Origin of the sequence: Polaribacter sp. PL03 (assembly GCF_033875165.1) — a bacterium.
Taxonomy (GTDB): Bacteria; Bacteroidota; Bacteroidia; order Flavobacteriales; family Flavobacteriaceae; genus Polaribacter.
Genome location: NZ_JAWZSV010000003.1, coordinates 306,815 through 322,961 on the forward strand (window position 1 = coordinate 306,815; position 16,147 = coordinate 322,961).

Consider the following 16,147-nt stretch of genomic DNA (forward strand, 5'->3'; position numbering starts at 1 on the left):
GTAATGAAGAATTTTTTTATAATTGTAATTATTTCTATTTTTTGCTTTAACTGTTCAGGTAAAAAACAAAATATATATCAAATAACCGAAACTACATTTACAAATCCTGTTTTAAAAGGGTTTTATCCAGATCCAAGTATTTGTAAAGTAGACGGTAGTTATTATCTTATAAATTCAACTTTTGCTTATTTCCCAGGAATACCTGTTTTTAAAAGTAATGATTTAATAAATTGGAAACAAATAGGAAATGCTTTAGACAGACCAGAACAATTAGATTTAGAAGGTTTAGGGGTTTCGCAAGGTGTTTTTGCACCTGCAATTTCTTATCATGATGGTGTGTTTTATATTATTAACACAATTGTTGGTGGTAAAAATAATTTTATTATTTCTGCTAAAAATCCTGCAGGTCCTTGGTCTAAAGCAACTTGGTTACCAGAAGTAGAAGGCATAGATCCTTCTATGTTTTTTGATGAAAACGGAAAAGCATATGTTATTTATAATAGTAATCCTCCTAATAATTCACCAGAATATGATGGACACAGAACTATTAAAATTATAGAATTAAATGTTAAGAATTTAAAAACAGTTGGTAAAACTAAAATAATTATAGATAAAGGTGCAAAACCAGAAGACAAACCAATTTGGATTGAAGGTCCGCATATTTATAAAAGAAAAGGATTTTACTATTTAATGGCAGCAGAAGGTGGTACTGCAGAAGATCATTCTGAGGTTGTATTTAGAAGTGAAAATATTTTAGGACCTTATAAAAGTTATGAAGATAACCCAATTTTAACACAAAGAAATTTAAAAGACGATAGAAATAACCCAATTACATCTACAGGTCATGCAGATATTATTGAAGACAATTTAGGCAATTGGTGGGGAGTTTTTCTTGGATGCAGACCTTATGATAATGAAAATCATTTTAATACAGGAAGAGAAACATTTATGGTTCCAGTAAAATGGAAAAAAGGTTGGCCAGTTTTCGATTTACAAGGAGATATTGTAAAAGATAGTTATAAAATTACTTTAGATAAATCACCTACTCTGTTACAATCTAAAAATGCTAATTTTAAAGATGATTTTAATACGAACTCATTAGTTTTTGATTGGCTTTTTTTAAGAACGCCAAAAGAAAAATGGTATTCTCTTTTAAACGGAGAACTAACTATAAATACACGTCCAGAAACTACTTCAGGTATTTCAAACCCAAGTTTTATTGGGTACAGGCAAAAACATTTGTTTGGTGAGGTAACTACAAAATTATCTTTTAAACCAGTTTCAGAAAATGAAAAAGCGGGTTTAATTGCTTTTCAAAATGAAAAACATTATTACTATGTATGTAAGAGTTTAAAAGACAATAAACCTGTAGTTCAATTATTAAAATCTACAGAAAACGGAACAGAAGAAATTGCATTTAAATTAATTAATACAACAGAAAAAATATCTTTTAAGATTGAAGCTAAAGGAAAGTATTATAGTTTCTTCTACTCGATAAACGATGAAGATTGGCAAGTTCTAAATGAAAATATTGATGCTACTTTTTTAAGCACCAAAAAAGCAGGTGGTTTTGTAGGTACAATTTACGGAATGTACACAACTTCATCAGGAGAAAAAAGTACAAATAAAGCTGTTTATAACTGGTTTGAAAATAAGAATCTAAATTAATATTAACAATAATAAATTCACAAATTATGACTTATAAAAAAATTATTTTTATAACTCTATTAACAACAATAATCTCTTGTAAATCAATAGCTATTAAAGAAGAGGTTAAGCTACCAAAGGCTAAAAATGTTATTCTTTTAATTGCCGACGGTACAGGTTTGTCTCAAGTATCATCCGCATTTTATTTTAAAAGTACCAAACCAAATTACGCAAGGTTTAAGTCAATAGGACTTATTAAAACCTCTTCTGCAACAGAAGATGTTACAGATTCTGCTGCAGGAGCAACTGCTTTTTCTACAGGAGAAAAGACATATAATGGTGCAGTTGGTGTAGCTGTAGATTCTACAAAGCTAAAAAATTTGGTAGAAATTTTATCTCCTCAAAATGTTAAAACCGGCTTAATTTCTACCTCGTCAATACAACATGCAACTCCGGCAAGTTTTTATTCGCATGTTTTACATAGAAGCCAATATGAAGATATTACTTTAGATTTAGTTACTTCTGACGTAGACTTTTTAGCTGGTGGAGGAATAAAGTTTCTTAATAAAAGAAAAGACGGTAAAAATTTATTAACGGAATTAGAAGTGAATGGATTTGAGGTAAATACCACTGCTTTGGGAAGTTTTTCAGAAATTAAAAAGCATTCTAAAATGGCATATTTATTAGCAGAAGAGCATATGAATGCAGTTGCAAAAGGACGTGGAGATTTTTTACCTAAAGCAACAGAATTAGGTCTAGAATTTTTGAATAAAGATGCTTCTAAATCTGGTTTTTTTATGATGATAGAAGGTTCGCAAGTAGATTGGGGTGGTCATTCTAATGATGCTGATTATTTGATATCTGAATTGATTGATTTTGATGACGCTGTAGGTAAAGCGCTAGATTTTGCAGAGAAAGATGGCAATACATTGGTTATAGTAACTGCAGATCATGAAACCGGAGGGTTTACGTTAGCTTCTACGCCAAAGAAAAAAGAAGATGGCACCACTTATGACGATTATAAGGAAATTACAGGAACGTTTTCAACCAAAGGGCATTCTGCTACTTTAATTCCGGTGTTTGCTTTTGGTCCAGGTTCTGAGGCATTTACTGGAATCTATGAAAATACAGCTATTTTCCATAAAATATTTGAATTAACAAACTGGAAGAAAAAATAGACTCCTTTTTTTATTCTAAGATTAAAGGCTACAGCAATTGGTAAAAATTTTAAAACTCAAAATAATGTTACATTCTAAAATAGTACATTTTCTTCTTTTAAGCATTTTTATTTCTCAAAGTCTGTTTATAAATGCACAGGATAAATCAGAAAATCAGTTACAAGAATTATCAAGATATATTGGTACTTGGTATGGTGCAGATAATATTAATGATGATGATTTAGGAACAAACCCTAAGGTTAAAATGACCGTAGAACCTACAATTGGTTTTACAAATGGTTTACAAGTAGAAGTTTTTGAAAGTAGAAAAAACGAATGGAAAACTACTTTGGTAGAACTTATTTCTTATGATGTTGTAACCGATAAAATTATAGCAAAAGGCATTAATAATAAAAACGAATGCTTTATTGGTAAAGGAGAATTTTATGAAAATAATTCTTGGATTATGAAAGACGAGAATTTAAATGGAGAACATATTTCTACAGTAAATTTTAATTTCCTAAGCAGTTCAGAAGTTGTTTTAAAAGGAACAGATTCAGCAGGTAAAGAACTTTGGGAAATAAAATATATCAAGAAAAATAAGAAAAACAAAAATATTGGTATTCAGTTGGTTTCAGTAAAAGAGTTAATGGATAAAAACCCAGAAAATACTTTGAAACAATTAGGTAGAATGGGCTATAGTTATATCGAAACCTTTGTGTATAAAGAAGGTAAGTTTTATGGTTATTCTCCAAAAGAATTTAGAGATGTAGTAGAAAAAAATGGCATGCGTTTTTTAGGTTCTATGACTTTTTATAACCCAGTTAATAAAAGTGAAAAAGAAATAGAGAAGTGGTGGAGTAAAACAATTTTAGATCATAAAAAAGCAGGTGTCGCTTATTTATCAACTTCAAATAACAATCTAAAAAACATTAAATCTTTATCGGAATTAAAGGTATTTACAGATTATTATAATTTAGTAGGGAAGCTTTGCGAAAAAGCAGGTTTAAAATTTCTATTTCATAATCATAAAGACGAGTTTTTAGAGGTAGAAGGTAAAATAATTTACGATTATTTTTTAGAGAATACCAATTCAAAGTATGTAAGTTTTCAATCAGATTTATACTGGATGCATGTTGCAGGTGTTAATCCTGTAGATTATTTTGAAAAATATCCAAAACGATTTATAAGTTGGCATGTAAAAGATTATAAAGAACTGGGGCAAAGTGGTAAAATAGACTTTAATAAGATTTTTTTATCAGCAGAAAAAGCAGGGTTAAAATATATAATTGCAGAAGTAGAAGATTACACGTATCCAACAATTACAAGTGTTGGTTTAGCATGGGATTATATGTATTATAAATTATTAAAATAAACGTTTTATGAAGAAATCTTTAACAATTAAATATCTGTTATTAACTATATGTTTCCTTACAATGATAAAAACAAATGCACAAGATCAATTTCGTGTTTTATTGTTTACCCAACATGATGATTGGCATTACAATAGTATACCTGTTGCAGTTCATGCTTTTGAAGAAATGGCATCAGAAAATCAGTTTAAGTTTGATTGGACACAAAGACCAGATGATCTTATAAAGAAATTACCAAAGTATGATGTGGTAATATTTATGAACGCCAATGCAAATTTTTTAACACCAAAGCACATGACCGCTTTAAAAGCATTTATGAAACGAGGTGGAGGTTTTGTTGGTATACATGGTACAGCAGATGGAGAGAATGGTAATAAGTGGTTTGATGGTCTTGTTGGAGCAAGATTTGTAGATCATCCAAAATTACAAGCCGCAATTGTAAAAGTTGAGAATAAAGATTTTCCGGCAACATGGCATCTACCAAATAAATGGCTTCGTAGTGATGAATGGTATAACTTTAAAAACATGAATTTAGAGAAGTTAAATATTCTATTAACTGTTGATGAAGCTTCTTATGATTTTACTGCAGGTTATGATGCTATTCCTTTAAAAGGTATGGGAGAGAAACATCCTATTTCATGGTATCAAGAATATGAAGGAGGAAGATCTTTTTATACGGCTTTGGGGCATAAACCAGAATCATTTAAAGACAAAAGTTTCTTAAATCACCTTTTTGGAGGCATATATTGGGCGGTTAATAAACAAAAAAAATAACTATGAGATTTTTTATAGGACTGTTTTATTTGATTACTATTTTTAGTAGTTGTTCATCATCAAAAAATGAATTAGAAAAAGACATTATTCTACCTTCTATAACATGTAGAGATGGTTTTCAAAATGGAGATGAGGAAGGAGTAGATTGTGGAGGTTCTAGTTGTAATAGTTGTACAAGTTCTGGGCCTGTAATACCTACTTCTGGCTACATGTCTCCAACTACATATAGTGGCTACAACCTTGTTTGGAGTGATGAATTTACAGATACATTAGATACAAAAAAATGGAGTTTTCACAAAGGTTCTGGTTGCCCTAATTTATGTGGTTGGGGAAATAATGAATTGCAATATTATACAGATAAAAATCATTCTTTTGTAGACGGAAACTTAGTAATTGAAGCTAAAAAAGAAAGTATCTCTGGGTCAGAATATTCATCAACAAGAATACATACAGATAATAAATTTGAGGTAAAATATGGTAGAATAGATATTAGAGCCAATATGCCATCTGCAACTGGTTCTTGGGTAGCTTTATGGTTAATAAATAAAGACTATTCTATTGCAGCCCCAGCAGAAAAGTGGCCAAGTGGAGGTGAAATTGATATTATGGAATATTTAGGAGAATCAAAAAATAAATTTTTTGGTACTGCACACTTTGGAAGCGATTTGTCTAATCATAAATACAATTCTACCTATTACACCACAACTGGAGAAAATTTTGATGAAATATTCTATGTTTTTTCGATTGTTTGGGAAGAAGACAAAATTACGTGGCTCATTAATAATGAAGAATACAAAACATTTACACCAAGTAATACAAATGGGCAACCTTACCCTTTTAATGATGAGTTCTTTTTAATTTTGAACTTATCTGTTGGTGGTAACTTACCCGTTACGCCTGTTGCTAGCGAATATTCTGCTTATTTGATTGTAGATTATATTAAGGTTTTTGAGAAAAATTAACACATAAAGTTTAGCTAATTATGAAAAGAGAACTAAAATCGATTGTAAAAATATTTTTATTGAGTATGTTTTTTATGTTGACTGTTAAATGTCAGAAAAATAAAACAAATAAAAGTGATCTGGTTGATAAAGAAATGAGTAAAAAGGACGCTTTAATAAAAAAGGATACTTCAAAAATAATTACAGAAGGCGCTAAATTAGTTTTAGTTTCTGATGCATACGAATTTACAGAAGGACCAGCAGCCGATAAAGAAGGCAATGTTTATTTTACAGATCAGCCTAATGATAGAATTTTAAAATGGAATGCTACTGATAATTCTGTTTTAGAATATATGAAACCTTCTGGTCGTTCAAACGGACTTTATTTTGACAATGAAGGGAATTTACTATCTGCAGCTGACGAAAAAAACGAATTATGGAGTATCAATTCAGATAAAAAAGAAACGGTTCTAGTACGCAATTTTCAAGGAAAAAAATTAAATGGTCCAAATGATCTTTGGGTGGATAGTAAAGGAGGTATTTATTTTACAGATCCTTATTATCAAAGAGATTGGTGGTCTCATAAAAAACCACAACAAAAAGAAAACCGCGTCTATTATTTAGCCCCAAATGCAGATAAACCTATTATTGTATCTAATGATAATTATGTACAACCCAATGGTATTATTGGTTCTAAAGATGGTAGAAAACTATATGTAGCAGATCAAGTAGACAATAAAACCTTTGTTTTTGATGTTCAGAAAAACGGAAGTTTAGCGAATAGAAAATTATTTACAGCTATGGGATCTGACGGAATGACTACAGATAATAAAGGAAATATATATTTAACAGGAACAGATGGTGTTACCGTTTTTAGTACTGATGGTAAACAAATTGAACAAATTGCAGTTCCAAAAGGATGGACAGCAAATGTTACTTTTGGAGGGAAAGACTTTAAAACACTTTTTATAACTTCTTTAAATTCAGTTTACACTTTACAGATGAATGTTCAAGGAATTCGATATAAGAATTAATATAATTTTAAAAGTAAATATCATGAAAAAAACAAAATTTACAAGTACGCTAATTTGTGTTTTAATGCTTGCAATTACTGCTTGTAATAATGATAAAACATCAAAAAAAACTAGTACTAATTTATCTGTATCTGAAACCAACGAAGATATTGCATTAAAACGCGCTTTCGAAAAACGTTTTTTATTAGGAAGTGCAATTAATGATGGTATTGTTTCTGGTAAAGAAAAAGTTTTAAACCAAATCGTAAAAAAGGAGTTTAATACTATTACGCCAGAAAATTGTATGAAAGCAGAATCCGTAAATCCAGCACCTGGAGTTTATGATTTTAAAGCTGCAGATGATTTTGTTGCTTTTGGTAAACAAAATAATATGTTTATAGTGGGACATACTTTAATTTGGCATAACCAAACACCAGCTTGGTTTTTTACTAATAAAAAAGGAGAACCAAATACTCCTAAAGAACAAAAAGAGAGATTACGAAGTCATATTGAAGCAGTAGCAGGAAGATATGCAGGCAAAGTACAAGCCTGGGATGTTGTAAATGAAGTGATAGATAATGATGGATCTTACAGACCAACAACTTGGGTAAATAGTATTGGAGATGGAGATGAAATGGTAAAATTGGCTTTTAAATATGCTAGTGAATATGCACCTAATACAGAATTATATTATAATGATTTTAATGCTTGGAGACCAGAAAAGAGAGAAGGTATCGTGCGTATGGTAAAAATGCTTCAAAAAGAAGGTATTCGTATAGATGGTATTGGTATACAAGCTCATTGGGGACTTAATTTTCCGAAAAATGAATACATTCAGCAAGCTATTGATGCATATGCTGCTCTTGGTATAAAAGTAATGATTACAGAGTTAGATATTGATGTATTACCTTTAACAAAAGAAGGGCAAATTATTGGTAAAAGTATGATGGAGTCTCAATTCCAATTAGAAGAATTTGAAACTTTTTTTGATCCATATAAAAAAGGTTTACCACAAGACGTGGAAAATCAATTAGCAAACAGATACAAGGAAATTTTTGAGATTTTCTTGAAAAATAAAGACAAAATAGACAGAGTAACTTTTTGGGGTGTGCATGATAGCATGTCATGGAAAAACGACTATCCAATTCCAAATAGAACAAATTATCCTCTGTTGTATGATAGAAATTCAAAACCTAAACTTGCAAGAAAAGCTATTTTAGAAACGGTACAATAAACAGCTTGCTTTTAATAATTTAGAATCATTAAAATAGAATAGTCTTAAAATAGATTTATGAATTTAATTACTCCTGAAAATTTTAAATATACTTTAGATAATAAATCAATTAAGTTATTTACATTAAAAAATAAAAACGGAATTGTATCTCAAATAACCAATTACGGAGGTAGAATTGTAAACTTATTTACACCAGATAGAGAAGGTGTTTTTGAAGATGTTGTTTTAGGTTATGGTACTGCAAAAGAGTATTTAGAAAAGCCAGATCATTTCTTTGGAGCAATTATTGGTCGTTATGGTAATAGAATTGCAAATGGTAAGTTTAGTATAGATAATAATGAGTTTTTGTTAGATAAAAATGAAGAAGAAAGCCAATTACATGGAGGTAAAAAAGGTTTTCATGCAGTTGTTTGGGAAGCAAAGCAAATATCCGATTCTGTTTTAGAGTTAACTCATTTTTCTAAACATTTAGACCAAGGTTTTCCTGGTAATTTAGAAGTAAAAGTAGTGTATACATTAACTAATAAAAATGAATTACAAATAGAATATTCTGCAGTTTCAGATGCAAAAACCGTAATAAACTTAACAAACCATTCTTATTTTAATTTATCTGGTAATTTTAATAAATCAATAGAAAATCATTTATTTCAAATAAAATCAGATTATTATTTACCTGTAAATGATAAAATGATTCCTACAGGAAACTTAGAAAAGGTTTCTAATTCTCCTTTCGATTTTAGAAATTTAAAAACATTAAAGCAAGTTATAAATAAACAACACCAACAAATAGAATTAGGTAGTGGTTTTGATCATAATTTTATTTTAGATGATGAAAATACAGGTTTTGTAGCAAAAGTAATTGATAAAAATTCTGGCAGAAGTTTAGAGGTGTATACCACAGAACCAGGAGTACAATTTTATTCTGGCAATCACCTAAATAATTTAGAAGGCAAAAACAATGTTTTATATCAAAAAAGAGCAGCTTTTTGTTTAGAAACCCAGCATTTCCCTAATAGCCCAAATCATAAAAAATTTCCTTCAACATTATTATTACCAGAAGAAGTTTATACGTCAACAACAACATATAGGTTTTATGTAAAATAATCATCTGTGTTAAATAGTAAGCATTAAAACCTTTATTAGATAAAACGGTGCATCATTTCTATTATTTAAAGCATTATTTGTAGTACAATATTCTAAAGATTATAATTAATTTTAAAATCAGATAAGTTTAATGTGTTAAGTTAATTGCTTATCGTTTTTCGAAATTTTTTATAATAAAAAATAGAACACTTTAAAATAATGGAAAGAAAATCTTTTATTAAACAACTTTTAGCGGGATCTGCTGGTGTAACATTATTTGCATCACAGATACAGATGTTACAAGGTTGTACAACTCCTTTAAAAACTAAAAAATTAGGAATAGCTTTAGTTGGTTTGGGGTCTTATTCTACAACACAATTAGCACCAGCTTTATTAGAAACAGAGCACTCTTATTTGTCTGCAATTGTTACTGGTACTAAAGAAAAAGAAGATGTTTGGTCAAAAAAATATAACATCAAAAAAGAAAATATTTACAACTACACTAATTTTGATGAAATTGTAAATAATGATGACATAGACATTGTATATATTGTTTTACCAAATAGTATGCATGCAGAATTTACCATTAGAGCCGCAAAAGCAGGGAAACATGTTATTTGTGAAAAACCGATGGCAACTTCTGTAGAAGATTGTCAGAAAATGATTAATAGTTGTAACAATGCTAATGTAAAACTATCTATTGGTTACAGATTACATTTTGATCCTATTAATGGTTATTTAATGGAACTTGGTCAAAATAAAGTTTTTGGTAAGATGAATACTGAAACTGGTTTTGCATTCACTTTAAAGAATCCTGAAAAATGGAGATTGCAAAAATCTTTATCGGGTGGTGGACCTTTAATGGATTTAGGAATTTATGCATTACAAGCTGCAATTTATATGTATGGTGAATTGCCAACCTCTTTATGGGCAAAAGATACAACAAAAGACACTGCTTTTTTTAACAAGCAAAATATAGAAGGAAGTTTAGAATGGGAAATGACGTTTCCTTCTGGTAAAGCACTTTGTAAAACTTCTTATGAAGAGGATTTTTACTGTTATATAACTGCAAATACAGAAAGGGGAGAAATAGAATTAAACCCTTCTTTTACCTATGATGGTTTAAAAGGTAAAACACCAATTGGTCCAATAGAAATCGAAAATGTAAATCAGCAAGCATTTCAAATTGATGCTTTTGCCTTAAATATTTTAAATGATACTAAAAGTATTGTTTCTGGTGAAATGGGATTGCGTGATATGTACATCATCGAAAAAATTTATGAATCTGCCAGAACAGATGGTAAACAAGTTTTGTTAGATGAAATACCTAATATTTTGGATTTAAGAAAAATAAGGAATTAAAAAAATAATTCATTTTGTATATAAAAAATAAATTTTACTTTTTAATATTTTTATTTAGTTGTTGTGTAGTTTTTTCTCAAAACGAATCACCTGTTTTAACAGCAAATTCAAGACAAATTTTTTGTCCTCAGACTCAAATAGAAATTGCTCCAAATTTCACTATTTCAGATAGTGATAATACTAGTATAGCTCTTTTATTTGTTCAAATATCTTCTGGATATCAAATTAATTTTGATGAATTATCTTTAGTTGGTACTCACCCAACAATAAACACAAATTGGAATGCTTCCGAAGGGAAACTTACGCTATCTGGAATTGGGTCTGATGAAATTTTATTAACTAACTTAGAAAGAGCTGTTAGAAATATTGTTTTTAAAACTACTGCCACTTCTATAGTTAATGAAAAGTTTTTTTCTTTTACTATAAGTGAAGCAAATTACTTACCATCTACCAATCATTTTTACGAATATGTTGCAGAAGATGGAATTACTTGGAGTAATGCAAGAACAGCAGCACAAAATAAAACTTTTTATGGCTTAAAAGGATATTTGGCAACTTTAGCTACGGAAGAAGAGGCAATATTAGCTGGCGAACAAGCAATTGGAACTGGTTGGATTGGGGCTACAGATCAAACAGAAGAAGGTGTTTGGAAGTGGGTTACTGGTCCTGAACCAGAAACTATATTTTGGAACGGAAAGGTAAATGGAAGTACCCCAAATTATGCAAATTGGAATAACAATGAACCTAACAATTTTTTAGGAGATGAAAATTATGCACATATTACAGATCCAAATATTGGAATTCGTGGCGCATGGAATGATTTGCCAAATATTGGAGGTGTTAATGAATATGTACCAAAAGGGTATATTGTAGAATATGGTGGTTCTATTGGTGACCCAACTTTACAAATTTCTGCAAGTACAAGTATTTATTTACCAAAAATAAATACAACAACTAATGCGGTTATTTGTGAATCTGGAATAGCAACTTTAACAGCAACACCAACGGAAGGAATTATTTTATGGTATGACGCATTAAATAATGGGAATTTATTACAAACAGGTTCTTCGTTTACAACTCCTACAATTAATGCAACAACAACTTACTATGCAACAATTTCTATAGATGGTTGTACAAGTTTTAACAGAACCCCAATAACGGTTACTGTAAATAAAAAACCTACAATTAGTGTTAATTTAGTGCATAATATATGTGTAAATACAGCTGTAAGTATAAATGCATCTGTTTCTGCGGGTACTCTTTTTTGGTATGATTCACCAACAAGTACAATTCCTTTGTTTGAAGGTAATGTTTTTACAACACCAATATTATCTGCTGATAAAACATACTATTTAGAAGCAAAAATTGCTGATTGTGTTTCAGATACAAGAACAGCTGTAAAGATTTCTACAAGTACTAACATCCCAGAATTTAATGTAGTAAAGCAAACAGTTGTTTTTTGTTTAAACAGTAACTCTGTAACTTTAGAAACTGAAAATCCTCAAGGAAATTATACATACCAATGGAAAAGAGATAACGCTATAATTACAGGTAATTCAGCTTCAATTATGGTAAGTAGTACAGGAAATTATACCGTAAAAGCAATTTCAAATGCAGGTTGCGAATCTGTAGAAAAAAGTATTTTAGTTGTTAATTCTGAAATAGCAAAGGTTACTAAAGAATCTATTGTAATTAAAGATAATTCGAGTAACAATACAATTGAAATTATAACAGATACTTTAGGTATTGGCGATTATGAATTTTCTTTAGATGATGAGTTTGGAGATTATCAATCAGCATCACTTTTTGAAAATATAGAGACAGGAACACATAACCTATTTATAAGAGATAAAAAAGGTTGTGGAACTGTAAAATATGTTTTCTCTATCTTAAAATATACAGAATTCTTTACACCTAACGAAGATGGAATTAATGATTTTTGGCATATAAAAGGTTATAATAAAGATGTTTACGCTGTTTCAGATATAACAATTTATAATAGATTTGGTGTATTACTCTTTAAAATAGATAACCTAAGTTTAGGTTGGGATGGAAAATATCAAGGTAAAAAAATGCCTTCAAACACATATTGGTTTCGTGCAACGTTAACAGATACAAATGGGTTTTCTACAAAAAAATCAGGAAATTTTAGCTTGATTAGATAAGTATGAATTAGCTGCAAAAGATTATAAGAAACTGATGATAGGTGTTGAATAGACTTTAAAGAAATATTTTTATTAGCATAAAAAGTAAGGTTAAATACCTTTAATATAAAGTAGAAGATTACACCTAATCAACAATTACAAGTTTAGCATGTAAAACATGTATTCTAAATTATTAAAATAAACATTTTACTATGAAATCTCTTACAATTAAAAACCTGTTATTTATCATATGTGTTTTAACAATGATTAATACAAATGCGCAAGACCAGTTTAGCGTTTTATTGTATACCCAACATGATGATTGGCATTACAATAACATACCTGTTGCTATTCAGGCTTTTGAAGAAATGGCAGAAGAGCACCAATTTAAGTTTAATTGGACACAAAGACCAAATGATCTTATAGAAAAGTTACCAAAACATGATGTAGTAATATTTATGAACGCAAATGCCGATTCTTTAAAGACAGTTCATATGACTGCTCTAAAAGTATTTATAAAGAAAGGTGGAGGTTTTGTAGGTATACATGGAACAGCAGATGGTAAAAATAATAATTCTTGGTTTGATGGTCTTGTTGGGGCAAAATTTGTGAATCATCCAAAGTTACAAGCCGCAATAGTAAAAGTTAAGAATAAAGATTTCCCAGCAACATGGCACCTACCAAGTAAATGGCTTCGCAGTGATGAATGGTATAATTTTAAAAAGATGAATTTAGAGAAACTAAACATTCTATTAACTGTTGATGAAGATTCTTATGATTTTACTGCTGGTTATGATGAAATTCCATTAAAAGGTATGGGAAAGACACATCCTATTTCATGGTATCAAGAGTATGACGGAGGAAAATCTTTTTATACCGCTTTAGGTCATAAACCAGAATCTTATAAAGACAAAAACTTCTTAAACCATATTTTTGGAGGTATATATTGGGTTTTAAATAAGAATAAGCAAAACTGAACTAAAAGGATAAAATTAATAGATGCTAATAAGTTTTCTAAAGGTTTTGAAGAACAGGGAATTAAATTATTTACATTAAAAAATAAAAACGGAATTGTATCTCAAATAACCAATTACGGAGGTCGAATTGTAAACTTATTTATACCAGATAGAGAAGGTGTTTTTGAAGATGTTGTTTTAGGTTACGGTACTGCAAAAGAGTATTTAGAAAAGCCAGATCATTTCTTTGGAGCAATTATTGGTCGTTATGGTAATAGAATTGCAAATGGTAAGTTTAGTATAGATAATAATGAGTTTTTGTTAGATAAAAATGAAGAAGAAAGCCAATTACATGGAGGTAAAAAAGGTTTTCATGCAGTTGTTTGGGAAGCAAAACAAATATCCGATTCTGTTTTAGAGTTAACTCATTTTTCTAAACATTTAGACCAAGGTTTTCCTGGTAATTTAGAAGTAAAAGTAGTGTATACATTAACTAATAAAAATGAGTTACAAATAGAATATTCTGCAGTTTCAGATGCAAAAACCGTAATAAACTTAACAAACCATTCTTATTTTAATTTATCTGGTAATTTTAATAAATCAATAGAAAATCATTTATTTCAAATAAAAGCAGATTATTATTTACCTGTAAATGATAAAATGGTTCCTATAGGTAATTTTGAAAGTGTTACCAATTCTCCTTTCGATTTTAGAAATTTAAAAACATTAGAGCAAGTTATAAATAAAGAACATCAACAAATAGAATTAGGTAGTGGTTTTGATCATAATTTTATTTTAGATAAAGAGAATAAAGATTTTGTTGCAAAAGTATTTGATGAAAATTCTGGCAGAGGTTTAGAGGTGTATACCACAGAACCAGGAGTGCAATTTTATTCTGGCAATCACCTAAATAATTTAGAAGGTAAAAACAATGTTTTATATCAAAAAAGAGCAGCCTTTTGTTTAGAAACGCAACATTTTCCAAATAGCCCTAATCAAACCAATTTCCCATCAACTTTACTATTACCAGAAGAAAAGTTTTTTTCAAGAACTATTTATAAGTTTAGTGTTTATAAGTGATTGCTAGAATTTAGTAACACTTTTAAAATAGAATTTAATTCTTGTTATGCAAGAATTGTTCTACTAAAAGCAGTATTTGTTTTACAGCAATCTACATTTTACAGCTAATTTTAAACCAATATCAAGTGATATTTTTTTAAACTACCTATTTGGTGGTTTATATAAAAAAAAGCTCACTTAATAGCAGGTATGCAACATCCATAGAAATTTACAAATAAATATAATATAGATATGTTTAATAAAATAAGTACAACTTTACTCTTAGTATCAATTTGCTTTTTAAGCTGTAAAGAGACAAAAAAAGAAGCTGTTAAAGAAACACCTCAAGACATAACATCTTTACAAAACAGTTTTAAGGAAGATTTTTTAATTGGTACAGCACTTAATACTGGTCAGATTAAAGAAGTAGATAGCGTACAAACAGCATTAATAACTAGAGAATTTAATGCTATTACACCAGAGAACGATTTAAAATGGGAGCAAATTCACCCTAAAAAAGATACTTATAATTTCGATGTCTCAGATGCTTATGTTGCTTTTGGTAACAAAAATAACATGCATGTTGTAGGGCATACTTTGCTTTGGCATAGTCAATTGGCACCTTGGGTTCATGAAATTACAAATAAAGATACTTTAGTAAATAACATTACAAAACATATAAATACAATAGCTGGTAGATATAAAGGTAAAATTGATTCTTGGGATGTTGTAAATGAAGCTTTAAATGAAGATGGATCTCCAAGAGAATCTATCTTTTATAAATTATTTGGAGATGAAAGTTACTTAGAGTTAGCGTTTAAACTTGCCGAAAAAGCAGCACCAGATGCAGAACTAGTTTACAACGATTACAATCTTTGGAAACCAGCAAAAAGAGAAGGAGTAATTAGAGTTGTAAAAAATTTACAAGCTAAAGGTATTAAAGTTGATGGTGTAGGTATGCAAGCACATTGGAGCTTAGAAGGGCCATCTTTAGAAGATATTGAAAACAGTATAATTGCATATTCAGACTTAGGGGTAAAAGTAATGTTTACAGAGTTAGATATTACCGTACTGCCAAATCCTTGGGAATTGGATGGAGCTGCTGTAGAGCAAAGTTATGAAAGCTACGAGAATGATCCTAAAATGAATCCTTATCCTAATGGATTAACAGAAGAAGTAGAATTAAAAATAGCAAAACGTTATGAAGATATTTTTAATCTTTTCTTAAAGCACAAAGATAAAATTAGTCGTGTAACTTTTTGGGGAGTTAATGATGGGCAGTCTTGGTTAAATAATTGGCCAATTAAAGGTAGAACAAATTATCCTTTACTTTTTGGAAGAGATGATAAGCCAAAAGAAGTTTATAATAATGTAATTGCTCTTAAAAATAAGGCAAACTAATAG

13 protein-coding genes are annotated in these 16,147 nt (G+C 29.5%); all 13 read left to right on the forward strand.

The window, feature by feature from the left end; genetic code table 11:
* Positions 1-3 precede the first annotated feature (3 nt).
* Positions 4-1,668 carry a glycoside hydrolase family 43 protein gene (locus tag SHK09_RS07425; protein WP_319810152.1) on the forward strand — a complete coding sequence of 555 codons (1,665 nt, stop codon included), beginning with the start codon at positions 4-6 and terminating at the stop codon, positions 1,666-1,668.
* A gap of 26 nt (positions 1,669-1,694) precedes the next feature.
* Entirely contained in the window at positions 1,695-2,825 is a 1,131-nt protein-coding gene (locus SHK09_RS07430) for an alkaline phosphatase (RefSeq protein ID WP_319810153.1), read from the forward strand.
* 64 nt (positions 2,826-2,889) lie between these two features.
* Positions 2,890-4,179, forward strand: coding sequence for a sugar phosphate isomerase/epimerase (locus SHK09_RS07435; RefSeq protein WP_319810154.1), 1,290 nt, complete (start codon positions 2,890-2,892; stop codon positions 4,177-4,179).
* Between the two features lie 7 nt (positions 4,180-4,186).
* Positions 4,187-4,951, forward strand: coding sequence for a ThuA domain-containing protein (locus SHK09_RS07440; protein ID WP_319810155.1), 765 nt, complete (start codon positions 4,187-4,189; stop codon positions 4,949-4,951).
* A gap of 2 nt (positions 4,952-4,953) precedes the next feature.
* Complete coding sequence (locus SHK09_RS07445) at positions 4,954-5,913, forward strand: glycoside hydrolase family 16 protein (protein WP_319810156.1); 960 nt, start codon at positions 4,954-4,956, stop codon at positions 5,911-5,913.
* Positions 5,914-6,047: 134 nt separating this feature from the next.
* Positions 6,048-6,926, forward strand: a complete 879-nt coding sequence (locus SHK09_RS07450; RefSeq protein ID WP_319810157.1) for an SMP-30/gluconolactonase/LRE family protein — start codon at positions 6,048-6,050, stop codon at positions 6,924-6,926.
* Between the two features lie 22 nt (positions 6,927-6,948).
* On the forward strand, positions 6,949-8,139 hold the full coding sequence (locus tag SHK09_RS07455) for an endo-1,4-beta-xylanase (protein WP_319810158.1): 1,191 nt from the start codon (positions 6,949-6,951) through the stop codon (positions 8,137-8,139).
* A gap of 57 nt (positions 8,140-8,196) precedes the next feature.
* Positions 8,197-9,243: an aldose epimerase family protein gene (locus tag SHK09_RS07460; RefSeq protein WP_319810159.1), complete on the forward strand. Its 1,047-nt coding sequence runs from the start codon at positions 8,197-8,199 to the stop codon at positions 9,241-9,243.
* A 198-nt stretch (positions 9,244-9,441) separates the two neighbouring features.
* Positions 9,442-10,584, forward strand: coding sequence for a Gfo/Idh/MocA family oxidoreductase (locus SHK09_RS07465; RefSeq protein ID WP_319810160.1), 1,143 nt, complete (start codon positions 9,442-9,444; stop codon positions 10,582-10,584).
* Positions 10,585-10,598: 14 nt separating this feature from the next.
* Complete coding sequence (locus tag SHK09_RS07470) at positions 10,599-12,749, forward strand: T9SS type B sorting domain-containing protein (protein ID WP_319810161.1); 2,151 nt, start codon at positions 10,599-10,601, stop codon at positions 12,747-12,749.
* 191 nt (positions 12,750-12,940) lie between these two features.
* Entirely contained in the window at positions 12,941-13,705 is a 765-nt protein-coding gene (locus SHK09_RS07475) for a ThuA domain-containing protein (protein ID WP_319810162.1), read from the forward strand.
* Between the two features lie 18 nt (positions 13,706-13,723).
* Positions 13,724-14,764 (forward strand): aldose epimerase family protein, encoded by a 1,041-nt coding sequence (locus SHK09_RS07480; RefSeq protein WP_319810418.1) that lies wholly within the window; start codon positions 13,724-13,726, stop codon positions 14,762-14,764.
* 231 nt (positions 14,765-14,995) lie between these two features.
* Positions 14,996-16,144 (forward strand): endo-1,4-beta-xylanase, encoded by a 1,149-nt coding sequence (locus tag SHK09_RS07485; protein WP_319810163.1) that lies wholly within the window; start codon positions 14,996-14,998, stop codon positions 16,142-16,144.
* Positions 16,145-16,147: the final 3 nt, after the last annotated feature.